The sequence below is a fragment of the Rhodococcus sp. MurmanLake-1 genome (assembly GCF_056945715.1).
Genome location: NZ_JBWZNF010000008.1, coordinates 198,767 through 225,345, shown reverse-complemented (window position 1 = coordinate 225,345; position 26,579 = coordinate 198,767). Strand labels below are relative to the sequence as shown.

The 26,579-nt window shown below is 62.6% G+C and carries 28 protein-coding genes and 1 tRNA gene; 20 read left to right on the top strand and 9 right to left on the bottom strand.

The genetic code is table 11. From position 1 onward, the window contains the following. The first annotated feature begins 110 nt into the window (after positions 1-110). From AC2ETI_RS22640 to AC2ETI_RS22610, 7 genes are all read left to right on the top strand, one after another. Positions 111-887 (top strand): helix-turn-helix domain-containing protein, encoded by a 777-nt coding sequence (locus AC2ETI_RS22640; RefSeq protein ID WP_029537413.1) that lies wholly within the window; start codon positions 111-113, stop codon positions 885-887. 156 nt (positions 888-1,043) lie between these two features. Continuing rightward, on the top strand, positions 1,044-2,078 hold the full coding sequence (locus AC2ETI_RS22635; protein WP_029254259.1) for an iron-siderophore ABC transporter substrate-binding protein: 1,035 nt from the start codon (positions 1,044-1,046) through the stop codon (positions 2,076-2,078). After that, positions 2,075-3,118, top strand: coding sequence for a FecCD family ABC transporter permease (locus AC2ETI_RS22630; RefSeq protein ID WP_019746475.1), 1,044 nt, complete (start codon positions 2,075-2,077; stop codon positions 3,116-3,118). The genes AC2ETI_RS22635 and AC2ETI_RS22630 overlap by 4 nt, the downstream gene beginning before the upstream one ends. Next, positions 3,115-4,167, top strand: a complete 1,053-nt coding sequence (locus AC2ETI_RS22625; protein WP_046377767.1) for a FecCD family ABC transporter permease — start codon at positions 3,115-3,117, stop codon at positions 4,165-4,167. Before AC2ETI_RS22630 ends, AC2ETI_RS22625 begins: the two co-directional genes overlap by 4 nt. After that, a complete protein-coding gene (locus AC2ETI_RS22620; RefSeq protein WP_283385096.1) occupies positions 4,164-4,979 on the top strand; it encodes an ABC transporter ATP-binding protein in 816 nt (271 codons plus the stop codon). Before AC2ETI_RS22625 ends, AC2ETI_RS22620 begins: the two co-directional genes overlap by 4 nt. Next, complete coding sequence (locus AC2ETI_RS22615) at positions 4,976-5,605, top strand: pyridoxamine 5'-phosphate oxidase family protein (protein ID WP_047888777.1); 630 nt, start codon at positions 4,976-4,978, stop codon at positions 5,603-5,605. The genes AC2ETI_RS22620 and AC2ETI_RS22615 overlap by 4 nt, the downstream gene beginning before the upstream one ends. Before the next feature lie 34 nt (positions 5,606-5,639). Next, positions 5,640-6,818: a cation:proton antiporter gene (locus AC2ETI_RS22610; RefSeq protein ID WP_021332860.1), complete on the top strand. Its 1,179-nt coding sequence runs from the start codon at positions 5,640-5,642 to the stop codon at positions 6,816-6,818. Position 6,819: 1 nt separating this feature from the next. Here the strand turns inward: AC2ETI_RS22610 and AC2ETI_RS22605 are convergent, their stop codons facing one another. From AC2ETI_RS22605 to AC2ETI_RS22585, 5 genes are all read right to left on the bottom strand, one after another. After that, positions 6,820-8,064, bottom strand: coding sequence for an alpha/beta hydrolase family protein (locus tag AC2ETI_RS22605; RefSeq protein WP_483634415.1), 1,245 nt, complete (start codon positions 8,062-8,064; stop codon positions 6,820-6,822). 79 nt (positions 8,065-8,143) lie between these two features. Continuing rightward, positions 8,144-8,833, bottom strand: a complete 690-nt coding sequence (locus AC2ETI_RS22600) for a DUF998 domain-containing protein (RefSeq protein ID WP_029254264.1) — start codon at positions 8,831-8,833, stop codon at positions 8,144-8,146. 10 nt (positions 8,834-8,843) lie between these two features. Then, positions 8,844-9,248, bottom strand: a complete 405-nt coding sequence (locus tag AC2ETI_RS22595) for a very short patch repair endonuclease (RefSeq protein WP_019746481.1) — start codon at positions 9,246-9,248, stop codon at positions 8,844-8,846. Positions 9,249-9,258: 10 nt separating this feature from the next. Further along, positions 9,259-10,134, bottom strand: a complete 876-nt coding sequence (locus AC2ETI_RS22590) for a hypothetical protein (RefSeq protein ID WP_483634414.1) — start codon at positions 10,132-10,134, stop codon at positions 9,259-9,261. Further along, on the bottom strand, positions 10,131-11,276 hold the full coding sequence (locus tag AC2ETI_RS22585) for a DNA cytosine methyltransferase (protein WP_174531793.1): 1,146 nt from the start codon (positions 11,274-11,276) through the stop codon (positions 10,131-10,133). Before AC2ETI_RS22585 ends, AC2ETI_RS22590 begins: the two co-directional genes overlap by 4 nt. 238 nt (positions 11,277-11,514) lie before the next feature. Here AC2ETI_RS22585 and AC2ETI_RS22580 point away from each other — a divergent pair, with 238 nt between their 5' ends. Beyond that, the gene (locus AC2ETI_RS22580) at positions 11,515-12,102 is read left to right on the top strand and encodes a putative glycolipid-binding domain-containing protein (protein ID WP_019746484.1); all 588 of its coding nucleotides are present in this window, start codon (positions 11,515-11,517) and stop codon (positions 12,100-12,102) included. 11 nt (positions 12,103-12,113) lie between these two features. Here AC2ETI_RS22580 and AC2ETI_RS22575 read toward each other — a convergent pair whose 3' ends face one another. After that, positions 12,114-13,088, bottom strand: coding sequence for a prephenate dehydrogenase (locus tag AC2ETI_RS22575; RefSeq protein ID WP_069146643.1), 975 nt, complete (start codon positions 13,086-13,088; stop codon positions 12,114-12,116). A gap of 48 nt (positions 13,089-13,136) precedes the next feature. On the opposite strand from AC2ETI_RS22575, the gene AC2ETI_RS22570 reads away from it, so the two are divergent. From AC2ETI_RS22570 to AC2ETI_RS22555, 4 genes are all read left to right on the top strand, one after another. Further along, positions 13,137-13,676: a tRNA adenosine deaminase-associated protein gene (locus tag AC2ETI_RS22570; RefSeq protein WP_003943823.1), complete on the top strand. Its 540-nt coding sequence runs from the start codon at positions 13,137-13,139 to the stop codon at positions 13,674-13,676. Next, entirely contained in the window at positions 13,677-14,138 is a 462-nt protein-coding gene (locus tag AC2ETI_RS22565; RefSeq protein WP_019746485.1) for a nucleoside deaminase, read from the top strand. 138 nt (positions 14,139-14,276) lie between these two features. Next, positions 14,277-14,468 (top strand): CsbD family protein, encoded by a 192-nt coding sequence (locus tag AC2ETI_RS22560; protein WP_003943869.1) that lies wholly within the window; start codon positions 14,277-14,279, stop codon positions 14,466-14,468. A 56-nt stretch (positions 14,469-14,524) separates the two neighbouring features. After that, positions 14,525-14,615, top strand: a tRNA-Ser gene (locus AC2ETI_RS22555). Between the two features lie 352 nt (positions 14,616-14,967). Here the strand turns inward: AC2ETI_RS22555 and AC2ETI_RS22550 are convergent. Then, on the bottom strand, positions 14,968-15,141 hold the full coding sequence (locus tag AC2ETI_RS22550; RefSeq protein ID WP_003943953.1) for a hypothetical protein: 174 nt from the start codon (positions 15,139-15,141) through the stop codon (positions 14,968-14,970). 244 nt (positions 15,142-15,385) lie between these two features. On the opposite strand from AC2ETI_RS22550, the gene AC2ETI_RS22545 reads away from it, so the two are divergent. The 3 genes from AC2ETI_RS22545 to AC2ETI_RS22535 all read left to right on the top strand — a co-directional run bounded on the left by AC2ETI_RS22545 (position 15,386) and on the right by AC2ETI_RS22535 (position 16,882). Beyond that, positions 15,386-16,069, top strand: a complete 684-nt coding sequence (locus tag AC2ETI_RS22545; protein WP_483634413.1) for a YceI family protein — start codon at positions 15,386-15,388, stop codon at positions 16,067-16,069. 123 nt (positions 16,070-16,192) lie between these two features. Continuing rightward, positions 16,193-16,543, top strand: a complete 351-nt coding sequence (locus tag AC2ETI_RS22540) for a YidH family protein (RefSeq protein WP_029254268.1) — start codon at positions 16,193-16,195, stop codon at positions 16,541-16,543. Continuing rightward, on the top strand, positions 16,544-16,882 hold the full coding sequence (locus AC2ETI_RS22535; RefSeq protein ID WP_029254269.1) for a DUF202 domain-containing protein: 339 nt from the start codon (positions 16,544-16,546) through the stop codon (positions 16,880-16,882). It begins immediately after the preceding gene. Here the strand turns inward: AC2ETI_RS22535 and AC2ETI_RS22530 are convergent. Continuing rightward, complete coding sequence (locus AC2ETI_RS22530; protein WP_029254270.1) at positions 16,848-17,789, bottom strand: sterol desaturase family protein; 942 nt, start codon at positions 17,787-17,789, stop codon at positions 16,848-16,850. The two genes, AC2ETI_RS22535 and AC2ETI_RS22530, sit on opposite strands and share 35 nt — an antisense overlap. A 128-nt stretch (positions 17,790-17,917) precedes the next feature. Between AC2ETI_RS22530 and AC2ETI_RS22525 the strand changes: the two genes are divergently transcribed. Beyond that, positions 17,918-18,373 (top strand): RrF2 family transcriptional regulator, encoded by a 456-nt coding sequence (locus tag AC2ETI_RS22525; RefSeq protein WP_003943908.1) that lies wholly within the window; start codon positions 17,918-17,920, stop codon positions 18,371-18,373. Between the two features lie 12 nt (positions 18,374-18,385). Here AC2ETI_RS22525 and AC2ETI_RS22520 read toward each other — a convergent pair whose 3' ends face one another. Beyond that, entirely contained in the window at positions 18,386-19,495 is a 1,110-nt protein-coding gene (locus AC2ETI_RS22520; protein WP_113683484.1) for a GGDEF domain-containing protein, read from the bottom strand. A gap of 250 nt (positions 19,496-19,745) precedes the next feature. Here AC2ETI_RS22520 and AC2ETI_RS22515 point away from each other — a divergent pair, with 250 nt between their 5' ends. From AC2ETI_RS22515 to AC2ETI_RS22500, 4 genes are all read left to right on the top strand, one after another. After that, positions 19,746-20,375 (top strand): TetR/AcrR family transcriptional regulator, encoded by a 630-nt coding sequence (locus tag AC2ETI_RS22515; RefSeq protein ID WP_007731646.1) that lies wholly within the window; start codon positions 19,746-19,748, stop codon positions 20,373-20,375. Positions 20,376-20,446: 71 nt separating this feature from the next. Continuing rightward, positions 20,447-22,801 carry an MMPL family transporter gene (locus tag AC2ETI_RS22510; protein ID WP_141487946.1) on the top strand — a complete coding sequence of 785 codons (2,355 nt, stop codon included), beginning with the start codon at positions 20,447-20,449 and terminating at the stop codon, positions 22,799-22,801. 114 nt (positions 22,802-22,915) lie between these two features. Next, positions 22,916-24,649 (top strand): ABC transporter ATP-binding protein, encoded by a 1,734-nt coding sequence (locus tag AC2ETI_RS22505; RefSeq protein ID WP_021332868.1) that lies wholly within the window; start codon positions 22,916-22,918, stop codon positions 24,647-24,649. After that, positions 24,646-26,577, top strand: a complete 1,932-nt coding sequence (locus tag AC2ETI_RS22500; RefSeq protein WP_483634412.1) for an ABC transporter ATP-binding protein — start codon at positions 24,646-24,648, stop codon at positions 26,575-26,577. Before AC2ETI_RS22505 ends, AC2ETI_RS22500 begins: the two co-directional genes overlap by 4 nt. The last annotated feature ends 2 nt before the right edge of the window (positions 26,578-26,579 follow it).

Genomic DNA, 26,579 nt, shown 5'->3' with positions numbered 1-26,579 from the left:
CGTCACCTCGGCGAATTTCGGTCGGTGACCCTCGCGATCGTAGGAACCAACAACCGATCCCCGCGACCTATGCTTTCTCCGGAGCAGCCGCGCGAACCGAGGAGAACCCGTTGGAGACCGTCGACAGTCGGACGCTCCCGGTCTACTCGGCCGGGGCGGTCGAGGTGCCCTTTGTCATCGCGGGCATGGACGAGCTTGTCTCCCGCGAGACCCGGTGGGAGGCGCACTCGCACCCGACCCACGAATTGTTGTGGAACGAGCGAGGAGCGTCGAGCGCCACGGTGGGATCGCGCACGTGGACGATCACCCCGACCGTCGGTCTGTGGATGCCCGCCGGCGTCCTGCACTCGGCGATCGCGCCCGCCGGAACCTGGTATCGGGCCGCTCAGCTCGACATCGCATCGGTTCCGTCTCTGTCCGACGTGCCGGTGGCGATCGAGGTGACTCCGCTGCTGCGGAACCTCCTCGAGCGACTGGCAGACGATTCACTCGGAACCTCTTCGCGCTCGCTCACAGAGCAGATGGTGATCGACGTACTGGCGCCGTCACCCAACGAGTTGCTGGTTCTGGTGCCGGACTCGGCGCTTCTGCAACCCATCGTCGACGCGATCGGTGACGATCCGAGTGACATGCGAACGCTGTCCGACTGGGCAAGGCTCCTCGGCGTCAGCCCGCGAACCATCACCCGGGTATTTCGGTCGGAGACCGGGATGAGTTTCGGGCAGTGGGTGTCAGCGGTGCGCGCCCAACGGGCGGTGACGCTTCTTGCACACGGCTTGGATCTGCAAGAGGTTGCCGAGCGCGTGGGCTACCACTCGACCAGTGCGTTCGGTGCGGCATTCCGGCGCACCACCGGGGCCACACCAGGGATGTTCCGGGCTAGCTGATCGGCCATCACACCTTGTCTCGATCGCTACACCGGGTGTCCCAAACACGCGATTGCGCCACATTGCCCTCCCGTATACGGTTTAGGCAAACCTCACCTAAGTGCCTGATTGAGCCGGGTTGAGGGCCGTACCCCTTCTCGAGAGAGTTCTGTTTTCATGCGTTCAAAACGCTTCTTGGCGGTGGCCGCAGCAGCGGTCGCAGTCGCCCTCGGCATGACAGCTTGCAGTTCCGGCTCCTCGGAGACCGCCGACGGCGGCAGCGCCGGAAGCGGATCCAGCTCCTTCCCTGTCACGATCGAGCACGCTTTCGGAACTACGACGATCGACGCCAAGCCGGAGCGAGTTGCCACCGTTGCCTGGGCCAATCACGAAGTGCCCCTTGCTCTCGGCGTGGTTCCCGTCGGAATGGCAGCGGCGACGTTCGGCGACGACAACGGCAACGGAATGCTGCCGTGGGTCGAGGAAAAGCTCGACGACCTCGGCGCGAAGCCGCCGGTGCTCTTCGACGAGACCGACGGCATCGACTTCGAAGCCGTCTCCGATACGAACCCTGACGTCATTCTTGCCGCGTACTCCGGATTGACGCAGGAGGACTACGACACTCTCAGTGAGATCGCTCCGGTTGTGGCGTATCCCGAGGGGCCGTGGGCGACGTCGTGGCGTGACGTCATCAAGTTCAACAGCATGGGCCTCGGCATGGAATCCGAAGGGCAGGAACTGATCTCCACCATCGAGAAGGAGATCGCCGACGAGGTTGCCTCACATCCGCAGCTTGCCGGCAAGGCAACAATGTTCCTGACGCACGTCGACACTGCCGACCTGAGCCAGGTCAGCTTCTACACCGCGAACGACACACGCGCCGCGTTCTTCGAGGACCTCGGACTTTCGACGCCGAAGAGCGTTGCCGACGCCTCGACGGGTGGTGAGTTCTCGAAGAAGGTCAGTGCCGAGCGTGTGGACGTCTTCGACGACGTCGAACTGATCGTCACGTACGGTGACCAGGCACTTGTCGACGCACTCAAGGCTGACCCGCTGCTCTCGCAGATGCCTGCCGTCGCCAACAATTCGATCGTCTTCCTCAACGGAACCGGGCCGATGGGAACGGCGGCCAACCCGACTCCGCTCGCCATTTCGTGGGTACTCGGCGACTATGTCGATCTGCTCGCCGGGGCTGCTGGAAAGTCGGAGTGACTGTAACCTCGCAGGATTCGACGTCGGGCGCCAGCGATACGCGGCGCCCGACGTTCGGCAATTCGCTGTGGCTGATCGCCCTTCTCGTGGTCCTCGCCGTGCTCATGTGCGCCTCGATCGTCATCGGCTCTCGTGAGGTCGATTGGTCCGACATCGTTGCCGCACTTGGCGGTTCCACCGACAATATCGGTCAGGGTGCGATTGCCAAGCGCATTCCGCGGACGGTGCTCGCGATCGTCGTGGGTGCTGCGCTCGGCCTTGCCGGCGCGGTGATGCAGGGGATTACCCGAAACCCTTTGGCGGATCCCGGAATCCTGGGCGTCAACATGGGCGCTTCGCTCGCCGTGGTGATCGGAATGGCGTGGTTCGGATTGTGGACCCAGACCAGCATGATCTGGGTGGCAGTACTCGGTGCAGCCGGGGCTGCATTGTTCGTCTACGTAGTCGGGTCACTCGGGCGAGGTGGAGCCACGCCACTCAAGTTGGCTCTTGCCGGGGCCGCAACATCGGCTGCGTTTGCTTCGTTCATCACTGCGATCATGCTGCCGCGAAACGATATTGCGGGCAACATTCGTTCGTGGCAGATCGGCGGCGTCGGTGGCGCGAGTTTCGAGGTGATCCGGCAGGGTCTGCCTTTCCTCATTGTCGGCTTCGTGATCTGTCTGCTGTCAGCGCGCAGTCTCAACTCTCTTGCGCTCGGCGACGAGGTTGCGTCAGGTCTCGGCGAACGCGTCGCGGTGGTTCGTGCAGTGGCAGCGCTCGGTGCAGTGTTGCTCTGCGGTGCAGCCACTGCCATTGCCGGACCGATCGGCTTCGTCGGTTTGGTTGTCCCGCATCTGTGCCGGTTGCTGATCGGGATTGACAACCGTTGGCTACTACCGTTTTCTGCGCTGACAGGTGCCGGCCTTCTCGTCGCCGCCGACATTCTCGGACGAATTGTCGCCCGGCCGAGCGAAATCGACGTCGGCATCATCACCGCGCTCATCGGAGCGCCCTTCTTCATTTACATAGTCCGCCGTCAGAAAATACGTGAGCTGTGACCACTACATTCGTTACTCCCGAAGTCGAGGTCGACGCAGTCGGAGCAAGCCGTGTCCGACGAGGTAGACGCCGCCGCATCGTGATTGCCGTGCTGACGGTCCTCGTCGTCGCCTCCTTCGCGGTCACTCTGATGGTGGGAAAAACCTTCTACCCGCCGTCAGATGTGCTTCGCGTCGTGCTGGGGGAGAACGTGCCTGGTGCCTCGTTCACCGTCGGCCGCCTCCGGCTGCCTCGCGCTGTCCTCGCTGTGGTCGCCGGAATCTGTTTCGGCTTGGGCGGCATCACGTTCCAGACGATGCTGCGCAACCCGCTCGCGAGCCCCGACATCATCGGGATCAGCTCGGGCGCAAGCGCTGCAGCGGCTTTCGCGATCATCTCGCTTTCGCTCGGCGGCTCGCAGGTCTCGATCTTCGCCATCGCTGTCGGTCTGGGCGTCGCAGTCTTGATCTACGTTCTGTCCTTCCGAGACGGTGTAGCGGGCACTCGGCTGATCCTGATCGGTATCGGCATCGCCGCGATGCTCGACAGCGTCACCGCCTACCTGCTCAGTACCGCCGCCGCGTGGGATCTGCAGGAGACGATGCGTTGGCTCACCGGCAGTCTCAACGGTGCCAACTGGGGTTCGACGGTTCCCGTACTCCTGGCGCTGGTTGTCCTCGGACCTGTGCTGCTGAGCCAATCGCGCAACCTTTCGACCATCCAGCTCGGTGACGACGCAGCACAAGCGCTCGGCGTCAGAGTGGAACGAACGCGCATTCTGACGATCATTGCGGCCGTCGGACTCATCGCCTTTGCCACTGCCGCTGCGGGGCCCATCGCCTTCGTCGCATTTCTGTCAGGGCCCATCGCCGCCCGCATCGTCGGTCCGGGAACATCACTTTTGATTCCGTCTGCGCTGGTCGGAGCGCTGCTGGTGCTAGTTGCCGATTTCTGCGGACAGTACGCCTTCGGCACCCGCTACCCCGTTGGCGTGGTGACCGGCGCGCTGGGAGCGCCGTATCTCGTCTACCTCATCATTCGCTCCAACCGAACGGGAGGTTCGCTGTGACCGGATCCCATACTCTGACTGTCGAAAACCTCGAACTCGGTTACGGAGGACGGACCGTCGTCGAATCGCTCGACCTCGCGGTGCCGCCGGGAAAGATCACGACCATCGTGGGCGCCAACGCGTGCGGCAAATCGACGCTGCTGCGGTCGATGTCGCGGCTACTCAGTCCCCGAAGCGGTCATGTTCTGTTGGACGGCAAGGATGTTCATCGCCTACCCGCGAAGAAGCTCGCTCGCACGCTCGGTCTGCTGCCGCAGTCACCGATCGCACCGGAAGGGATAGTTGTCGCCGATCTCGTCGGCCGAGGCCGACATCCACATCAGCGGGTGCTGTCGAGGTGGAGTCGCGAGGATGACGCAGCCGTCGCTGAGGCGCTTGCGGCAACGGACACAACCGAATTGGCCGAACGATCGGTGGACGAACTTTCCGGTGGTCAGCGCCAACGTGTGTGGATTGCGATGGCGCTCGCCCAACAAACCGATCTGCTTCTTCTCGACGAGCCGACTACCTTCTTGGACGTGAGCCACCAGGTTGAGGTCTTGGACCTGCTCACCGACCTGAACCGGACTCGGGGTACAACGATTGTCATGGTTCTGCACGATCTCAATCTCGCCGCCCGCTACGCCGACTACCTCGTCGCCATGGCCGATCGCCGGGTCTACGCGGCGGGTGATCCTGCCGAGGTGCTCACGAGCGACAACGTCCGCACCGTTTTCGGTCTCGAGAGCCGAATCATCCCCGACCCCATCTCGGGTAAGCCGTTGGTGTTGCCGCTCGGGCGCCACCACGTTCTCGACGACGTGTTGACGTGACGGCGTCGAACGCCACGGGCGGGCGGATCGAATCCGTGGAACAACTCAATGCGATTCTCGGACAGCCCCATCCGACGATCATGGAGAAGCAGACCGCCTACACGACTCCGTTGATCCGTGAATTCATCGAGCAGGCACGGTTTTTTGTGCTTGCGACATCCGATGCGGCTGGAAATTGCGATTGCTCGCCGCGCGGAGACTTGGTCAGTCAGGTTCTGTTTCCTGACGAGAAGACGCTCGTGCTCCCGGATCGTCCGGGCAACCGGCGCGCTGACTCGTACCGGAACATGATCGAAAATCCTCACGTGGGGATCCTCTTTCTCGCGCCCGGGCACGACGAGATCGTGCGCGTCAACGGCACGGCGACTCTGTCCACCGATCCTGATCTGTTGGACTCGATGGCGATGAACGGCAAGCCGGCGCAGCTTGCGGTGATCGTGAAGATCGACGAGGCGTATCTGCATTGCGCGAGAGCGATTCTGCGGGCGAAGCTGTGGGATCCGTCGACGTGGCCCGCATCCGATGACGTACCGAGTCTGCGCGACATGATGGCCGAGCAGCACAGCCTGCTGGTCGAGGATCTGGAGCCGGCTCGACAGGAGGCGTACCGCAAGTACCTGTACTGAGCGCAGATCCGTCACCTATGTCCGATAATGATCCGTGCCTTCAATTGCCTCGTCGCTGTTCTGGATTGCGCTGATCGCGGCCATCGCGCCGATAGTCGCGGGGTTGATCCCGCGTCGCCTGGTTCCCGAAGTGGTGTTGCTACTGGTCGCGGGCGCAGTGGTCGGGCCGTTCGCCCTCAACATCGCCGCTGACAGCGAAGCGATCGGAATCCTCCGCGAACTCGGCCTCGGCATGCTGTTCCTGCTCGCCGGCTACGAGATCGACCGACAGGAACTCAGTGGGCGCGGCGGACGTCGAGCGCTCTACACGTGGCTGTTCTGCCTCGCGCTGGCGTTCACGGTGGTCGCGCTGCTTGGCATGAGGAACGTGATCTCCGCGGAAGCCGCTGTTGCCATCGCAATGACGTCGACCGCACTGGGCACGCTGTTGCCGATCCTCAAGGACAACAAACTCCTCGACACACGCTTGGGCAAGACGGTCCTCAATCACGGGGCCGTCGGCGAACTCGGGCCGGTCGTCGCGATGGCGGTGCTGCTGAGTGCCCGTGGTGCCGTCCTGTCGCTGATCGTTCTTGCCGTCTTCGCCTTGATCGCCATCGTCGTGGCGGTGCTGCCCGGCAAGCTGATTCACGAAGGCTCGTGGACACATCGGCTGGTGCGGGCAGGAGCGGACACCACGGCGCAGACGACGGTCCGCCTCACCGTTCTGTTGTTGGTCAGCCTCGGAGTGCTGTCGGCCGTGTTCTCACTCGACGTCATTCTCGGCGCGTTTGCCGCCGGCTTCATCCTGCGGCGACTGATGCCAGAGGGCGACGAGCGCCTCGAGATCAAGCTCGACGGGATCGCCTTCGGGTTCCTCATCCCAATCTTCTTCATCACTTCAGGCATGGCAATCGACGTCTCGGCGGTCGCCGCCAGTCCCGGCATACTGATTGCGTTTCTGATCCTGATCGTTGTCGTCCGCGGCGTGCCGGTGTTCTTCGTGACCAAGTTCGAGAAGGCCGAGCCGCCCTTCACCACGCGCGAAAGTGCGCAAGTCGCGTTGTACGGGGCTACCGGTCTGCCCATGATCGTGGCGGTCACGGGCGCTGCCGTCGACGCGCATCAGATGTCCTCGGACAACGCGTCGATTCTTGTCGCGGCCGGTGCGATCACCGTTCTACTGCTGCCGATGCTCGCCACTCTCTTGACGAAAAAGGAGAAAGTGTCCTGATTCAGAGATCCAACTGCTCGTCGAGCCAGTCGAACATTCGCTGATCCGTCAGACGCCTCGCCATGGGCTGACAGTGGAAGTTCGCGCCTTCGGCAGCGGTGAAGGGAACCACCGTCGTCGATCCGCCGGATAGGGCGGCAAGCCGCTTGGATTGACCGGGCCAGAACTGCTCGCCTTCCGGATCGGTGATGAGCAGGGGAGTGGAGATCGAGCCGGCGACGTGTTCGAGGTGGTACTTCCGAACCTCGGCGAGAGTGTTGTAGTAACCGTCGGCGAGGTACGGACGCGCTCGGAAACGCCAGATCCGGGCGCTGTCCTTCGAGAATTTGATCCCCAGCCCTATCGCCATGTCGCGGTCGAAGGCCTCCGACTTCCCCTCGTCGAGCAGCTTCTGCATGTTCTTGGGGATATGGGCGAGCCACGACGCGGCCACGTCCACGACCCCCGGATCGGCGATCGCTGCCGCGATCCGATGCTCGAACGCCAACGACTGCGGCACCCAGTAACCGCCCTGACTGATCCCGTACATCGCCAGCTTCGACGCATCGACGTCCGGCCGGTCCACGAGATAGTCGACGACGGGCGTGATGACGGCTTCCCAGTCGTGACGGAACGGGATGTTGCGCTCGAAGAGCATCGACTGCTGACCGGGTCCGTCGAACATCAACACGTTGTAGCCCCGCTCGAGGGCCCCGGCGCCGCCGCTGCCCCACAGTCCGCTGATCGGGCCGTCGCTACCGTTCACCATGATCAACGTCGGCCGTCGCACGTCGCCGGGCGGCCGGAAGAAGTACCCGGGCAAGTAGGTGTCCTCGTAAGGGATCCGGACGCGCTCGACGGGCTGGGCGGTGGTGTCGACGAAGCGGTCCCACGCTTGTCGGTGACGTTTGAAAGTGGGGACCAAAACCGAATCGTCGCTGAGACCGTCTACGGCGTTGATCGCCACACCGAAGTACGACGCCGCCCGCAGGTACGCGTTGGACGCGCTTCGTGAATGCCCGGCCGCGGCTGCCTCATCGGCCTGCCCGAATACTCGTGTGCCGAGGTCGAACCAGGCCTCGTACCAGCCCTCGAGGTCTTTCTCGCCGACATGAGCGATGGCCGAGAGCACTTCGCCGGTATCTGCCGCGCCGTAGGTGGCTTGCCCGAGAACGACTCTTAGCTCGAAGTCGAAGGACTCGTTGCGGTAGAAACCGGCAGTGAACGCCTGGTGTGGATGGGCGAAGAACGACGACGCGAGAGACATGGGCACACCTTCGCTAGTTCGGGGCAGCCATTTTCAGTTGTAGTTCCAGGATCGCCCGAATCGCTTGCCGGAAAACCTGTCAGCGCGGCGACGCCGGGAGCCCGGTGGATGGCGGCCTCGACATCGCAAATGCCAGGGTGCACAACCACAACGACATCCCCAGCACCTGTGCGCGTTGAGCGATACCCAGTCCGAGATTACCGCCGCCGGAGACTTCGATGCTGTTGGTCGTCAACATCCACACCGTCGCAAGGGAAGTCAGGATCAAAATGGTCAGGCCGGTCGTACGCAATGACCGGTGTTCGCGATACCTGAACGCTCCCACGGTGAATGCGATCATCGCGGTGAAGATCGCGAACACCGCCACGCTGCTCGTCAATGCGTGAACATGGTGGAGCTGCGGAAGTAGACCGTCGGGTGCGCTCGACGGGCAACCCTCGCCCGAGCATTCGAGAGGGAACGACGCGTCGGCGATTGTGGCGATGCCGAACACTGCAAGTGCAATCCAGCCCGTGACGTAGAGCCTGCGCCTGGGCGTGATCAGCAGACCCAGCGCTCCGGAGATCAACATCAAGATCGCGGACAGGACGTCGGCATTGCCGAAGACGTCACGGTATTTCTGGTTCTCGGCATCGAGTTCGCTGAGGAACGATGTCACCGGGTCGAGGCCGGTGTCGAGGAAAAATTCGAGAATCCACGACGAGTAGACGATTCCGCCCAGAGCCAGCGCAGCCACCAAACCCCACCGCGCAACGTTGCGTTCCTTCACGAAATCGAGCTTACGGACCGAGCAGGGCTTTCTGGACGCGTTCGGCTGCTACCAGCGGATCTTCGTGCTCCCAGATGCGGATGACGGTCCAACCCTGCTCTGCCAGACGTGCATCGGTGTCGCGGTCTCGAACCACGTTGGCGGCCAACTTGTCCGTCCACCACTGCGCGTTGTTCTTGGGAAACGTCGCATGCTGCGGGCAGCTGTGCCAGAAGCATCCGTCCACGAACACCGCGACTTTGCGGCGCGGAAACACCAGATCAGCGCGTCGGCGAACACCTTTGACAGGCGCCCGGTCCACGAAGTACCGGAGTCCGCGCCGATGAAGCTCGCGTCGAAGTGCAATTTCAGGTTTGGTGTCGCGTCGACGCTGAGCGCTCATCCGAGCGCTGGTGGCAGGATCCGTCGCAGGCACCGTGGTTCCCTCAGCCGTCGGAATCGTCGCTGTCTTCGGGATCGGACCAGGTGGGCGCAAACCTGTTGCGACGCTCCACTTCACCGTGCACGACGGTCACGAAGTCGGTGAACGAGAGCGTCTGAGCTTCGGTGGGCCGGCCGTTGCGCGGCGGCGGCTCGTCGACGTCGAAGAACCGAACCGCGCCATCGGGTTCGTAGAGTCCGATGTAGACCTTCTCGAAGAGGTCGTAGCGGGTGTCCTCGGCGCCGAGATCCACCCAGGCCTTTCCTGGAACGCCGACCACCGCGCGCTTGCCCCGGCCCGAGCGCTTCGAGAGCGTCGTGACGTGGTGTGCAAAAGAGGATTTGCCGGTGTCGCTGGTCTTGGTCGGGTCGCCGTCGTCGCACGTGGCGTACGGCTCGAACATGACGGCGACCAACACGCTGTACGGCTGACGCTGATGCAGAACCATTGCCTCGCCACGCAATTCGTGGTCGTTGCGGACGATGTTCTTGGTCCACCGTCCAAGTTTTCCGCTGCGGGGACTGTAGTCCTGGAAGTTGTACGTCTTGATGGAGACACAGAGGATCAGGCCGAGAGTGGGGTCGAGTGCCTTGACGTCCAAGCGCTTTCGGCCCTTGGCGACATCAACGGTTGCCTCCTGGCCTTCGCCGGACGCTGTCGGGGTGATGTTGGGATACAGCGGACGCAGAGCGTCGGCCACCGTCTGTGCCAGTTGATTGGAGAGTCGCTGGGCGTAGTTCTTCTTCTCGCCGCGATCGGCGTCGGCCGGGGGCTTGTCGCCCGCGAGTTGCAGTGCGCTCCACAGTGGTTCGTATTCCGGCTCGGAAAACAGCGGTTCGGGGAATAGCGTTTCAGGTTCGGGGAACAGTGATTCCGTCATGCCGCGGCCTCGGGGTATCCGCCCATCCGCTCGAGATGGCTTTCGACGTCCTCGATGAAACCGGGGATGAACCGAAGATTGCCCATGCGTGCGCGCTTGAGGAAGCCGGCTGTGGCCCGCGCCGACAGCAACCGCGTGTCCTCGAGGAAGCCACTCAGATCCTCGTAGTCGTACTGGACCGGCCAGGTCGAGGTATGGACGCGGAAGGCTTGGCGGTTACGGCCCCACGCCGCACTCGGCCACGCGTCGCCCGGTTCGAGTGGCGTCTCGCCGGCGGCGTCGTATTCGATGGGATCGTTCAGCCGGCCACCGACCCACGATGCCATCCGCACGCTCACGGCATTGCCGACGAGCTTCCATCGGTGGCTGTGGCGTAGGCCGGGAACCTCGACGGACGGAAGCGTCCAGTCGGGATCGAAACCCTGCAGGCGTTCGGCGTCGACGAGGCCGGGAGTGACGATCTCACCGGACGGCAACCGGACCGCCGGCTGGCTGGGGATGCCGACGGACGAGCCGCCCTTGAGCGTCGGCACCGCATTGACGGCCCATCCGAGTCCGCGGGTGCCTTCGGTCCAGTAGAAGCCGCAGGGGTAGTCCGCGGGATCACCTCCCAGGCGCTCGCCAGCGTCCTGGCCGAACAGGATTTCGCGAGGATCGTCCGTGCGCGAGGCAAGCATGATGACGCGCTGGCGGCGCTGGGGGAGTCCGAAGGCACGGGCGTCCACCACCCGGTATGCCCAGGTGTATCCGAGGTCTTCGAGAGCGTCGGTGATGTGCCGCATGGCAGCGCCCTTGCCGAGTTGCAGCATGAACGGAACGTTCTCGATCAACAGCCAGCGCGGGCCTTTCTTGCGCTTGACCAGACGGAACACCTCGTCCACCAGGCCTGAGCGTGCGCCGGTGATGCCTGCTGTTTTGCCGGCTTGAGAGAGGTCCTGGCAGGGGAAACCGGCGGCCACCAATTCGATGTCGCTGGGCAGCGCGCGCAGTTTGGTGACGTCGCCGTGCAACGGCACGTCGGCGAATCGCGAACGGAGAACTGCCTGGGCGCCCGGATCGATTTCACACAGCAGTTCGGTGTTCCACCCATGTTCCGAGAGCCCCAACTCGAGCCCGCCGATACCGGCAAACAAACCCACCATGCTCCGCGACGACGTCACAGCACCCTTCCTCACGAACCGACCTAGAAGCACGGTACTCGAGAACTCCGACACCGTTTGCCAACTATTCGGTCTGCGGGGTGCTCCTGGCGGAAGAAGCGTTGTGAAACGGCTTACATCGAGATCTTCGGGGCCGATCGAAGTCCCTAAAAGGTCCCTGATCGAAGCAATAACCCGAACCAGCGGTGCTCCGCGCCCGTTCGTCCATTACCGTGGTCGGGTGAGCATCCAACCTTCCGGTGACGCGTCCTGGCCCGCGGTATTGACCTGGCAGGCCCACAACGCTCCTCGTATGGAGTCTGTTCGTGTGCAGCTGAACGGAAATCGCATCAAGGCTTCCGGCCGGATCATCGGTGGAGCCTGCAGTGAGCACCCTGCATTCAGCGCGTCATACGACCTGGTCACCGACGAGGCCGGCATCACCCGCAGGCTGTCGGTGCGGACCGCCCTGGCCGCCGGTGAGCGTCAGATGTCGATCAGCCGGGACGAAGAAGGCACCTGGATGGTCGAGAACGGCGCCAGTCACCAGCGCTCTGCGTTCGATGGCGCACTCGATGTCGACGTGATCCTCAGCCCGTTCTTCAACACGCTGCCCATCCGCCGCGTCGGCTTGCAGAACGACATCGAAGACGCCGAGGTCCCGGTCGTCTACGTCAACCTTCTCGACCTGCGCGTCGAGGGTGCGACCATCACCTACAGCAGCGGCACCGACGGAATCAGTGTGCTGTCCCCGGTGTCCAGCTCGACGCTGGCCGTCGATACCGAAGGCTTTGTCCTCGACTACCCGGGTCTGGCAACTCGAATCTAGGTTTCGTACCTCTAGGTTTCGGATCGCCGGATGACACCACCGCGTCGACCGGCGTCCCGCATCCGCTCGATCCAGTCGGGTTCTCCGACCCGAAGGTCTTCGATGTCCCAACGCTCGTGCGACTCGTAAGCGCCGCGCGCAGCGAACCCTGCGTCCACCAATCGTGCCGTGGAGCCGTTGTCGAGCAGATCGGTGCGTGCACCCTGCAAAAGGTCGAGCGCTTCGTCCAGCGCGACCAGCAGGGCGTCACGGTTGCCCTCGCACATCGCCCGCACCAGGCCAGGAGCGCTCCCGGCTACGCGGGTGCCGTCGCGAAATGACCCGGCGGCCAGCCCAAGGGCCAGTTCGCCGCCGGCAGCTCCGGTGATCGCGAGTGTTTCCGCCAGTAGGTGGGGCAGGTGAGAGATACGCGCGACTGCTCGATCGTGCTCGAGAGATTCGGCTGGCACCACCACCGAGCCGCAGTCGAGTGCCAGGTCGGCGACCTGCGACCACACGTCTGCGTCGACGCCGTTGTCGGTGGCAACGACCCACACCGCGTCGACGAACAGATCGGCATCCCCGACCGCCCAACCCGAAGCTGACGTCCCCGTCATCGGATGACCGCCCACGAACTTGGCGCTCAAGCCCGCTCGTTCGACCGCGGCCTTCACTTCGCCCTTGACGCTGACGACGTCCGTGATCGGATTGTTCGGCGCATGCGCGGCGATTGCCTCCAAGGTGGCGTCGACGGCAGGCATCGGCACGGCGATCACAATGATCGCACCGCTCTCGTTCGCTCTCTGCAGCACTGAAACCAGATCGGTGTCGGCGTCGAAACCGTCGGCTCGGGCCGCGTCGGCGGACTCGCTGGAACGGTTGTAACCCCACGCCTGACGACCGGATCGGACGGCGGCGCGAAGTAGCGAACCGCCGATCAATCCGAGGCCGAGAACGCAGACTGGTGGGGCGGAATCGATCGCAGACACGAGTTCAGGTTGGCACATCGATGCTCGGACTTCACTCACTGGCACCAGGCGGGCTACCGTTGCGCCATGGGTGCACAGCGCGCGGGTAACAAGAGCGCCTCTTCGAACCAGTCGGAGGAGCTTGAAGGCTTCGGTGTCGCGGTGGTCCGTGAAGAGGGGCGTTGGACGGTCAAGGCATTGACGCCCGACGCGTTGACCTCGCTCTCGGCCGCCGAAACGCAGCTGCGTGAGCTGCGAAGTTCGGGTGCCGTCTTCGGTCTTCTCGACGTCGACGACGAGTTCTTCATCGTGTTGCGTCCGGCGCCGTCCGGCACGCAGTTGCTGATTTCCGACGCGACCGCCGCCATCGACTACGACATCGCAGCCGACGTCCTCGACGCCTTGCACATCGAGATCCCCGACATCGACCCGGACGACCTCGACGATGTCGAACCCTGGGAAGAGGGCGACCTGTCCGTCCTGGCCGATCTGGGCCTGCCGGAACCCGTGCTCGCTGTCATCGCGGCCGAGACCGACCTTTATCCGGACGAGCAGTTGGGGATGATCGCACAGCGACTCGGGTTCGCGTCCGAGTTCGGCGCAGCGCTCGACAAGCTCCCGCGTTAGATGACTCTCGCTGACGATCAGCGCATGATCCGTGCGGCCATCGTGGCCGCACGTTCCGCCTCCGACGCAGACGTCCCGGTCGGGGCAGTGGTGTTCGACGCAGACGGCGTCGAAGTTGCTCGGGCCGCCAATGCCCGGGAAGCGTCGTCCGATCCGACCGCGCACGCCGAAATCCTGGCGTTGCGCGCTGCCGCAAGAATCTACGGTGACGGCTGGCGCCTGGAAGGTGCGACGCTGGCCGTCACCCTCGAGCCATGCACGATGTGTGCTGGCGCTCTGGTCCTCGCCCGGGTTTCTCGGGTTGTTTTCGGGGCGTGGGAGCCGAAAACCGGAGCCGTCGGATCATTATGGGACGTAGTTCGAGATAAAAGATTGACCTATCGGCCGCAGGTGCGCGGCGGGGTCCTCGAGGACGAATGCGCTGGGCTTTTGGAAGATTTCTTCCGCGAGCAGCGGGCCTGAAATCGGTATTCCCCATCGAGAGTGATCGCACACTCGGGTAGCCGGATCCAGCAATCGAGGGCATGGTGGAGGCAGATGCCGTCAGGGCATCGGCGGATCGTCGGAAGGCGATTCGTTCGCGTTCACAGAGGAGTACTCATGGGAATCGCAGACAAGGCTCAGAACAAGGCCGAAGACCTCGGGGGCAAGGCCAAGGAAGCTGCTGGCAGCGCTACCGGTGACCGGGACCTCGAAAACGAAGGTAAAGGCGACCAGGTGAAATCGGCCGTCAAGGATGCCGGCGAGAAGGTCAAGGACGCCGCATCCAGCATCAAGGACAAGCTCACGTAATACCGCTCGACCTGGCGATTTCGGCCACGGGCACTCCATCCGGTAAAGTCACCAACGGTGGCGTGTCCGAGCGGCCTAAGGAGCACGCCTCGAAAGCGTGTGACGGGTAACCCCCGTCCGAGGGTTCAAATCCCTCCGCCACCGCCAAAGCTCCCCACCTGTTCACGCAGGTGGGGAGCTTTTTGTGTGGTGGACCTGGCGTGCGAGCGCTGACGACCGTCAGAACGGACACGCTCCGACTGGACCATCGGACGACCGGCCAGGTCGAAGCCCGCGTCCATGTATGTCGAGGCTGAGAGGGTTCGACACATAGACCTGATCGGCCGCCGGGCGGATCCGTCGTCGTGAACCTATTCCGCAATCGAGAAACAATCGTTCGGATTGAGCAGAAATCCGCCATTCGGACGAGGACAGCGCTGGACTTCGGAGGAGATCGGAAGCCGCACTAGGTCTTATGGGGGGGGCCGCCCTCCGGTGGACATTCACAGGTTGACGAAGTTCAGGAGCGGCGAGCGATCCACTCTGCAGCGGCGGCATCGATGTCCTGCTTCAGCTTCTCGAAGAACGAGGGTGGCGGGGTGGGGATCAAATCTGCTGCGGTAGTGAGGGATCGACTGAGGGCGATCCGACGCTCGCGTAACTCGTCGTCGGTCAGGAGCGTCAGGTCCGCCATTGCGAGCCCCCCCGATCGGTGTGATTCGTGTTTCGGGCAGACCGTGCGCATCGGGATCGATGCATGATTCGATGCGCACGGCCCAGGCACTCCAGGCTGGGGGCCGGAATGCAAAAACCACTTTACCAAATGATTACTAATGGCTGCGGGTGTGCCCGCTTTCGGTGTTCGTGGAGCGCTTTCACAGGGTTCTCCCAGGTCGTAAGTCCTGACAATCGTTGAAGCTGCAACTATCGTCGAACCCATGAAAAAGATCTGGTGGATCGGCGGAGCAGTAGTTGTGGTCGTACTCGCCCTGCTTGTGGGGCCGTGGGCGTACGGGAAATTCATCGCTGAAGACGATGCGCCGGCGGCCGTGGTATCCACTCAGGGCGCAGAAGCGGCGTCCGGATCGATCGACGGGCAGTGGACCGTCGTCGCCGGGCAGGGGGACAACCAGACGGCAGCGGGATACACCGTGCACGAGATTCTGAACGGATCGAGTGTGACCGTCGTCGGAACCACCGGCGAGGTGAGCGGAAACGCGGTTGTCGAGGGTGAAAAGCTCACTTCAGGCGAAGTGACGGTGCAGGTGGCAAGCGTCAAGACCGACTCGGATCGGCGCGACGGCCAGTTCACGGGCAATGTGATGGATACCAGCACGTATCCGACGGCGACGTTCACGATCGACTCGCCGGTGGACTTGGCTGCTGTGCCGACGGACGGAACAACGGCGACGGTCACGGTGTCTGGCACCTTGACACTCAAAGGTCAGTCCAAGCCGGTGTCGGTCGACATGACCGTGCTGCATTCGGGTGATTCGCTGATCGCATCGGGCTCGATTCCGGTCACCTGGACCGATTTCGGAGTTGAACCCCCGTCCCTCGGTTTTGTCACCGTCGACGCCAGTGGATCGGTGGACTTCCTCGTCTCACTCGCCGCGAGCTGAATTACGTCTACCCGATTAGCACTGCTTCGGGGCGGGCAGGGAAGATTAAGGACATGACCTTCCTTTCTTGTTGTCCGTTCCGAAGGCAGTGTGCGATTTCTGCCCGGACGGAATGAACAGGTGATGCCCCGGTGGAAACCGTTCCGAACGGGCGAAGACCCCGATCCACGGTTCACTCTCGCCAATGAGCGGACGTATCTGGCCTGGATCCGCACGGCGACGGCCTTTGTCGCGTCGGGCGTCGGACTCGAAGCGTTCGGCGGCGACATTCTCAACCCGACGGTTCGTGCCGGCTTGGCCGCGTTGTTACTCGTCGGCGGCGCTCTGATCGCCATCACTTCTTTTGTTCACTGGATCAGCGCCGAGCGAGCACTGCGTGCTGAGCGCCCGTTGCCGGTACCGCTCATGGCGCCGGTGGTCGGCATCGTGCTGGTGATCTGCGCGACCGTCCTGGTGGTCGAGGTCGTGAACTGATTGACCGCGCTGGAACCGTCGGAAGGTGTCAAGCCTCCGGACAAGGGCTTGCAGTCCGAGCGCACATCGCTCTCGTTCGTACGGACGAGTCTGTCGATCCTCGGCTTGTCTGCCGCCTGTTTGAGATGGTTGCCGCCGTTCGGTTCGCTAGCACTGATCGGCCCGTCCCTCGCTGCCGTGCTTGTCGTCGCGGTGACGGTCTACGAACGTCGGTCGCGGCCCAGGCGGTTGGCCCAGTTCTCAGCCGAAAAGGCAACGCCAGCTTTGGGTATGGGTGCTGCTCTCGCGGTCGCCCTGCTCCTGCTCAGTGCGACGGGGCTGTGGATTCTGTTGAAGTAACCTCGGCTTTGGGTGCCCAGCCGGGTGGGCCGAACACGTAGCCTGCGCGCTGGCGCCACGACTTCGACGCTTTCCAGTCGCGAGCGATGGCAGCGTATTCGCGTGTTTGGAGCTTCCAGATGTTGTACGTTCCGACCGGCGTCGTGAGTCCGTAGGTGGGCCGGTGGGTTTCGGCTGCGAATGTTCCGAACATCCGGTCCCAGATGATGAGGATTCCGGCGTAGTTGCGGTCGAGGTACTCGGCGTCGGACCCGTGGTGGACGCGATGGTGCGACGGCGTGTTGAAGATGAATTCGATGGGCCGCCAAAGTTTTCCGACACGTTCGGTGTGGACGAAGAACTGGTAGACGAGGCTGACGGAGAAGCCGACGAACACCATCCACGGCGGAATCCCGAGGAACGGCAACGGCAACCACATGATGATCTCACCGCTGTTGTTCCACTTCTGCCGCAGTGCGGTGCTGAAGTTGAAGTACTCACTCGAATGGTGAGCCTGGTGTGTGGCCCAGATGACCCGAACTCGGTGCGCGATGCGGTGATACGCGTAATAGAGGACGTCGATTCCGAGCAGCAGGATCACCCAGGTGTACCAGGCCGTCGGCGAGAGGTGCCACGGAGCGAGGTACACCCATATTGCGGAATAGCCGATCAGCGCCAGCACTTTCCAGAAGGTGCTCGTTGCGATCGACACGAGTCCGAGCAGAACGCTGGTTCTGGCGTCGACGCTTCGGTAGCCGCCTTCCTCGGGTCGTGCGCGTCCGTCGGCGTCGTCGGGATGATCCTCGAGAGCGCGGGCCGCGAACCATTCGATTGCCAGGAAGATGACAAACGCGGGGATTGCGAGCGTGACTGGATCATGGAGCGGTTCGAGAAGTGACTTCCATGATTCGAGAAGGGTTTCCCACACGCGATTTGTCCTGTTCTCTAGCTTCGATCGTTACATCATGCATCAAAATGTAACGTCACGGAACCCTTTGCGGCGAAGAACTCGCAGGTTTGTTGCGACTATTCATAGAACGATGGTAGGAATTGCCGGTGCATATCACCGCGAAGGTGGACTACGCCGTGCGGACTCTGGTCGAGCTCGCGGCAGTAGGTCCTGACCCGGCCAAGGCCGAGTTTCTCGCCAAATCCCAGGTCATACCCCACAAGTTCCTGGAAGCCGTGCTCTCGGACCTGCGGCGCGGCGGCTTGGTCAACAGCCGTCGAGGCCCGGACGGGGGATACTGGCTCGCTCGGTCCGCGGACGAGATCACGATTGCAGACGTCATACGAGCCGTCGAAGGACCGCTTGCTTCGATTCGGGGTCAGCGACCGGAAGACGTCGACTACGGGGGGCCGGCGACGCCCCTCAAGGAGGTGTGGATTGCAGTGCGCGTCAACCTCCGTGCTGTGCTCGAAAATGTCACACTCACCGATGTAGCAGGTGGAGAGTTGCCCGAGTTCATTCACGAACTGACGGCAGATCCCGAGGCGTGGAATCGGCGCTGATACAGCCCGGTTTCAGTGTGCCCGTCGACGTGGAACAGTCATAGGAGCAGTGTTCGCAGTGTTGCCTCCCGCGGATTTTGCGTCGTACATCAGATGATCGGCCGCAACGATTGCTCGGGAGAACTCGTTGTAGTCGAACTCTTCCTGATGCGGGATGAAAGGTAGCGTCGCTGCTCCGACGCTGACCGTGGCCAAGGGGTCGTCGGAAGCGTTCACGACGGCTTTGGGCAGTGTCGCGATTCTTTTGCGAAGTCCGTACGGGGTGCCGATCATCACAACGGTGAACTCCTCGCCGCCGGTGCGCGCGGCGTAGCCGAAACCGTTCACATGCTCCTGCAGGCGCGTTCCTGTCCGGATGATGACGGCGTCACCGACTTCGTGACCGAAGGTGTCGTTCACAGCCTTGAACTTGTCGATGTCGACGACGGCAACAGCAATGTCGGCACGATTTGCCGACGCGACCGACCAGATACGCTCCGACATGTCCCACAGCCCTCGCCGGTTCAGGAGTCCGGTGAGTACATCCACCTTGGATCCCGTTGCGCGCGAGAGTAATTGCCGCCAGGTGAATTGAATGGTGGCCGGAATGAAGATCACGGCACACAGTACGACGTCGGTGCGTGCAATCACGCTGGTTGCCGAGTAGTCGCCGTTCGTCAGGCCGAGCACGGTCAGGGCGATGACAAACGTCGTGGCAAAGGCGAGGTGGAATGCCAGCCAGCGGCGGTCGAGAAAATAGGTGAAGTAGGCGCCGGTGGCCACAAAGAGTGCCGCGCCGAAAAGGGCGGCGTTATGGCTGGTGAAGGTGATGAGAATCGAGGCCGTTCCGAGATCCGCCCACAGACCGTAGAGCTTGAGCATGCGTGAACCTCTGATTCGGCCGACAAACCAGAGAATCGTGGGGATCAGGTTGACGGTCGCAATGCCGACGAGCCAACTGCGCGCAAACGGTCCGTCCGGGCCCTCTCCGCTGAGGAGAAACAGGAACGCCACGATCGAGAAATTGAGTGAGCAGAATCCGATGGTCAGACGGACGAGACGTAGTACGGAGCCTCGTCCGGACTTCGATCCCCACAGCATTACCGTGGACGAAACCGGCCAGGTATGCAGGAGCGGGTCCATCAGATTCCTTCGCCGAGCACATTGCGGTTAATTCACCGCAAAGTATGTCAGGCCATGTTGATTCACGCGTCAACTTGGCAGTGGGCGTCACGCCGTGGAGCTGCTCACAACTCTCTCTGTCGCGCTGTTCAGGCATTTGCCGTGCGTGAGTGTGAGGTACGCCTCGAGTTTCCGCGCTGTGTGTTCGATCGCACAATATTGCAGACCTCTGCAAAGTTGCAGAGCTCTGCAAGTTGGGTACCGTGTTGGAGTGATCATCGAACAAGGCCTTCGCGACCGCAAGAAGGCAGCAACCCGTGCCGCACTCAGTGGCGCGGCAGCACGGCTCGCTCGTGCGCTGGGGATCGAATGCGTCACCGCTGACGCGATCGCCTCCGAGGCCGGAGTGTCGACGAGGACGTTCCACAACTACTTCTCCAGCAAGGAGGAGGCAGTGCTCGCCAGTTTCGAGGAATCGGTGAACCTGTGGATCGAGGCGCTTGCGTCGCGGCCCGCGGACGAACCAATTCTCGACGTCCTCGAAGAACTTGTGGTCGAAATCGTGAACGACTCAGGTCCGAGTGGGAGTGAGAAGGCAAGTATCTGGCTGCTGTCGGATTCGAGTCCCGCGCTCTACCGGGATGCCGCAGACATGCATCAGCGGATCAACCGTGCAGTCGTTCAGGCATTGGCGGAACGCACCGGTACCGACGCCGAGAAGGACCTGTACCCGACGCTCCTCCTGGGAGCGGTGGGCGGAGCCGCTAAATCGGTGATCGACGTCTGGACTGGCGGAAAGTCGGAGGCTTCCAGTCCGGAGGAGTTGGTTCACGACGCTTTTCGGCAGATTCGTGCCGGATTGCCCGCGCCGCCGCCCGCCCCTGAGATGTCGCGTCCCTGAGATGTCCCGTCTCTGAGCCCCACACGTAATACCTGTCCACGTACACGCACCGAAACAGCAAGGAGCCCGTCGTGGCCACCTATCTTTATCGGATCGGCAAGTTCGCCTACCGGCGAAAAGGCGCGGTCCTCAGCGTTTGGCTGATAATCCTGGTCCTGATGGGCGTCGGGGCAGCCACTCTGTCCGGCCCCACCAAGGATTCGTTCTCCATTCCGGGAACCCCGGCACAGCAGGCGCAAGACCTGATGGCGGAGCGTTTTCCCGACGCGCCCAACCCGATGGATTCGCTGAGCGCGCGATACGTAGTGCAAGCTCCGGCGGGCACGACGCTGGCCGATCCGGCGAACGTCAAGGCCATGGACGACATGCTCGCGAGTATTCGTGGCATCGACAAGGTCGCCGACTCCGCCAAGGTGGACCCGGCGACTGCCACTCCGGAACAGGCCGCGAAGGCGTTGGTCAATCCGGTTACCGGCAACGACTCCATGGTTGCGATGTTCAAGGAAAAGGCTGCTGCGGCTGGAACTTCCGAGACGCAGGCCGTGGACGACGCGCGCGCGTTGTCGCCGCTCAGTGCCGACGGCACGGTCGGGTACGTCGAGGTTCCGTTCAGCGGTGACTTCGCCGATCTCGATCAGGCGTTGCGTGATTCGATCAACTCCGCAGCCGATGTCGGTCGGGCCGAGGGACTCAACGTCCAGGTCAGTGGTTCTGCTGCTCAGGAAGCGGAGATGCCCGGTGGTGTCACCGAGCTGATCGGTATCGCCGTTGCCGCTGTCGTTCTGGCCATCACGTTCGGTTCGCTTGTGGCCGCGGGGCTTCCGCTCCTGACCGCGATCATCGGTATCGCTATCGGCAGCCTTGGAATCACGGTTGCCACCGGATTCATGGATCTCAGTTCGATGACTCCGACGCTGGCGATCATGATCGGTCTGGCCGTGGCGATCGACTACTCGCTGTTCATCATGTCCAGGTTCAGGCATGAGCTCACCCTCACCGACAACCGTGCCGAAGCAGCAGGTCGCGCCGTCGGAACTGCCGGTTCCGCAGTGGTATTCGCCGGTTTGACAGTCATCATCGCGCTCGTTGCCTTGCGTGTCGTCGGCATCCCGTTCCTCTCGGACATGGGTGCGGCAGCGGCCTTCACCGTGCTGATCGCGGTACTGATCGCATTGACCTTGCTGCCCGCGATCCTGGGTATGTTCGGACGCAAGGCTTTTGCCGGCAAGATTCCCTTCCTCAGCAAGCGTGCGGAGGAGTCCGAAAACAATGATTCAGGCAAGCCGAAGCTGGCTCTGCGCTTCATCACCGCCGTCGTTCGTCGTCCGCTCGTGCCGCTGATCGGTGGAGTAGTTCTTCTGGGCGCATTGGCTCTGCCCGCAACGGGATTGAGCCTGGCATTGCCGTCGGAGGCCACCGGTGACCCGGCGACCAGTGCGCGTCAGGCGTACGACCTGATCGACGAGGGCTTCGGTGACGGCCGCAACGGACCGCTGATCGCGGTTGTCGACGCCAAAGATGCCAGCGTCCCCGCCGGGGAGGCCTTTGCGGAGGTCGTCTCGACCATCTCGAGCTTCGGTGACGTCCAGAACGCACAGGTCGTGAGGGTCAACGAAGCCGGCGACACCGCGCAGGTACTGATCACTCCGAAGAGCGGACCGACCGATCCGGCCACGATGGACCTGGTGGGCAGCCTCCGCGGAGCAGAAGGCGGACTCAACGATTCGATCGGCGTCAGCTACGGCATCACTGGTCAGACCGCACTCGAAGGCGACGTCTCGGACACGCTGAAGGATGCATTGGTGCCCTACCTTGCCGTAGTGGTCGGCCTTGCATTCATTCTGTTGCTCTTGGTGTTCCGTTCGATCCTGGTTCCGCTGACCGCGACGCTCGGCTTCCTGCTCAGCGTGCTCGCGACATTCGGTGCGACGGTGGCGATCTTCCAGCACGGTTGGTTGGGCATCATCTCGAACCCGCAACCGCTCGTGAGTTTCATGCCGATCTTCCTGATCGGCGTGGTGTTCGGGTTGGCGATGGACTACCAGGTGTTCCTCGTGACGCGTATGCGTGAGGAGTACGTCCACGGTGCGAGCGCGAAGGAGGCCGTGACCATCGGCTTCAACCACGGTGCCCGCGTGGTCAGTGCGGCCGCGGTCATCATGATCTCCGTGTTCGGTGCCTTCATCGCGGAACCGAACTCGTTCATCAAGTCGATCGGATTCGCGCTCGCCGCGGCGGTGTTCTTCGACGCCTTCATCGTGCGCATGGTGATCATCCCGTCCGTCATGGCACTGCTCGGCGACAAGGCGTGGTGGCTGCCGAAGTGGCTGGACAAGATTCTGCCGAACGTCGACATCGAGGGTGAGAAGCTCAGCAAGGCCCTCCGTGACGAGAAGGAAGCGGAACTGCAGTCCGCATCTGCTTGATCTCTGCTGTGCGCCTTTATTAACCCCCCGCGGTTAATAAAGGCGCACAGCTGTTTTTGCGTATCGAAATATCCAGCGGCACATGTCGGCCAGGATTGGTAACCTTCGCTCACTATGCTGATCAGGCTGCTGCGCACTTATCTGACGCCGTACCGGGGTGAACTCACGGGCGTTGTCGTCCTGCAGTTTATTTCGACTATGGCGGCCCTTTACCTTCCGAGTCTCAACGCCGACATCATCGACAACGGCGTGACCAAAGGCGACACCGGCTACATTCTCTCCACCGGCGGGATGATGCTGATGGTCACGCTGACGCAGATCCTGTGCTCGGTGGGTGCCGTCTTCTTCGGAGCGCGAGTCGCCATGGGTGTCGGGCGCGACCTCCGAGCGTCGGTGCTGCATCAGGTCGGGACGTTCTCGGCCAGGGAAGTCGGGCACTTCGGTGCGCCTTCGCTGATCACCCGCAATACCAACGACGTCCAGCAAGTACAGATGATGGTCGTGATGAGTTGCACCATCCTCGTCATGGCGCCGATCATGTGTATCGGCGGCATCATCATGGCTCTGCGCCAGGACCTGAATCTTTCCTGGATCCTCGGGATCAGCGTCCCGCTCCTCGTAGTCTCGATGGGTTTCCTGATCGCCCGGATGGTCCCCGGATTCCGGGTCATGCAGGGCCGCCTCGACGCCGTCAACCGTGTTCTTCGCGAACAGATCACGGGCATCCGCGTCGTCCGAGCGTTTGTACGGGAACCGTACGAGGTAGAGCGTTTCGGCGACGCCAACCGCGAACTGACGGAGACTGCACTCGGCGTCGGCCGCCTCATGGCACTGATGTTCCCGCTCGTGATGCTGATCAGCAATGTCACCAGCGTCGCGGTCATCTGGTTCGGTGGCCATCAGATCAACGAGGGCTCGATGCAGATCGGCTCGCTCACCGCGATGCTCAGCTACATCATGCAGATCCTGATGGCCGTCATGATGGCCACCTTCATGGCGGTGATGCTGCCGCGTGCGTCGGTGTGCGCCGAACGTATCTCCGAGGTACTCGACACCGATTCCTCGGTGATTCCGCCCGAGAATCCGGTCCTGGAGTTGAAGGACCCGGGCGTCGTCGAGCTTCGTGGGGCTCAGTTCCAGTTCCCCGGAGCCGAGGAGCCAGTGTTGCGCGACATCACCTTCCGCGCCGAACCAGGCAAGACGACGGCGATCATCGGCGGCACCGGATCGGGAAAGACCACTCTGCTCAACCTGATTCCGCGTTTGATCGACTCCACCTCCGGATCGGTATCGGTGGGCGGCGTCGACGTCCGCGACATCGACACTGAGCTGCTCTGCTCGGTGATCGGTCTGGTCCCGCAGAAGCCGTATCTGTTCTCCGGCACTGTCGCCACCAATCTCCGCTACGGAAACCCCGAAGCTACCGACGAATGGCTGTGGGAGTGCCTCGAGATCGCCCAAGCTGCCGACTTCGTCCGCGCCATGCCAGAAGGCCTGGACACACCGGTGGCACAAGGCGGTACGACGGTATCGGGCGGTCAGCGTCAGAGACTCGCCATCGCGAGAGCGTTGGTGCGTAAGCCGCAGATCTATCTGTTCGACGATTCCTTCTCGGCACTCGACCTCACTACCGACGCAAGGCTGCGTGCGGCGCTCCGGCCGGTCACGCAAGACGCCTGCATAGTCGTTGTCGCGCAGCGTATCTCCACTATCGTCGAGGCCGATCAGATCATCGTGCTCGACGACGGCGCCATCGTGGGGATCGGCACGCACGACGAACTCGTGGTCAGTTGTCCCACCTACGGCGAAATCGTCGCCTCTCAGCTAGCCGTACAGGACGCATCATGAGTAATCGACCGACTTCCTCGCCTCCCATCGGCCCGCCCGGCGGCGGCGATCCCACCAAGAAGGCCATGAACTTCGGCCCTTCGCTCAAGCGTCTCCTCGGTCGCTTGAGCCCGGACAAGCCGATCGTCATCCTGATCTTCGCTTTGGTGACGGCAAGCGTCGTACTTTCCTCGATCGCGCCGAAGATCCTGGGAAACGCCACCAATCTGATCTTCGACGGCATCGTCAGTAAGCAACTCCAGCCGGGGACGACAAAGGAACAGGCTGTCGAAGGATTGCGCGCTTCGGGGCAGGGTCAACTCGCCGACATGGTGTCCGGCATGGCCGTTGTGCCCGGAACCGGAATCGATTTCGACGCCGTCGGCAAGGTCTTGATGATCGTGCTGCTGCTGTTCGTCTGCGCGTCGCTGTTCAGTTGGCTGCAGGCGTATCTGCTCAACATCGTGGTCCAGCGAACCGTTCGTCGTCTGCGTGAGGACGTCGAGCAGAAGATTCACCGACTTCCCTTGCGGTACTTCGATACCCATGCCCGCGGTGATGTTCTCTCACGCGTGACCAATGACATCGACAACGTCGCGCAGAGCTTGCAGCAGACGCTCAGCCAGTTGGTCATGTCGGTGATGACCGTCCTGGGCATTCTGGTGATGATGCTGTGGATCTCACCGCTGCTCGCCTTGATCGCGGTGGCAACTGTTCCGCTGTCGATCATGGTGACGGCGTTCATCGCGAAGCGTTCACAGAAGCACTTCGTGGCGCAGTGGAAGAGCACCGGCGGAATCAACGCGCAGGTCGAGGAAGCATTCAGCGGCCACGAGTTGGTCAAGGTGTTCGGTCGCCAGCAGGAGGTCGAGGAGCGCTTCCGCAAGCAGAACGAGGATCTGTACGAGTCGAGTTTCAAGGCGCAGTTCATCTCCGGTCTGGTCATGCCGGCCGTGATGTTCCTCGGCAACCTCAACTACGTCGCCATCGCAGTGGTGGGTGGCATGCGCGTCGCATCCGGAACGATGACCCTCGGCGACGTGCAAGCGTTCATCCAGTACTCGCGGCAGTTCACCCAGCCGCTCACGCAGATCGCGTCGATGACCAATCTGCTGCAGTCCGGCGTCGCTTCGGCCGAGCGGGTCTTCGCGCTGCTCGACCAAGAGGAGCAGTCGGAGGACCCGAAGAGTGCGAAGTCGCCCACGGTCGACAAGGGTCGCGTCAAGTTCGAGAACGTCACCTTCAGTTACAAGCCGCAACAGCCGCTGATCGAGGACCTGTCCCTGACTGCCGAGCCGGGCCAGATGGTTGCGATCGTCGGACCCACCGGCGCCGGCAAGACCACCCTCGTCAACCTCATCCTGCGGTTCTACGAACTCAATTCGGGCCGAATCACTTTGGACGGCATCGACATCGCCGACATGACGCGAGACGATCTGCGCTCACGGATCGGCATGGTTCTGCAGGACGCGTGGCTGTTCGGTGGAACCATCCGCGAGAACATCGCCTACGGCAAGCCTGGTGCCACCGACGAGGAGATTCGTCGTGCGGCCGAGATGAGCTACGTCGACAAGTTCGTGCACTCTCTGCCTGAGGGTTACGACACGGTCATCGACGAGGAAGGCAGCAACGTCAGTGCCGGTGAGAAGCAGCTCATCACTATCGCCCGCGCCTTCATCTCGCAGCCGTCCATCCTGATCCTCGACGAGGCGACCAGTTCGGTGGACACACGCACCGAACTGCTGGTCCAGAGCGCCACCGCGGTTCTGCGCAACGACCGCACCAGCTTTGTCATCGCGCACCGTCTTTCGACAATTCGTGATGCGAACCTGATCGTGGTGATGGAGGAAGGCCGGATCGTGGAGCAGGGGAGCCATGAGGCTCTGCTCGAATCCCGCGGCGCGTACTTCCGTCTGTACAACAGCCAATTCGTGGGCGCGGAGATCTGATG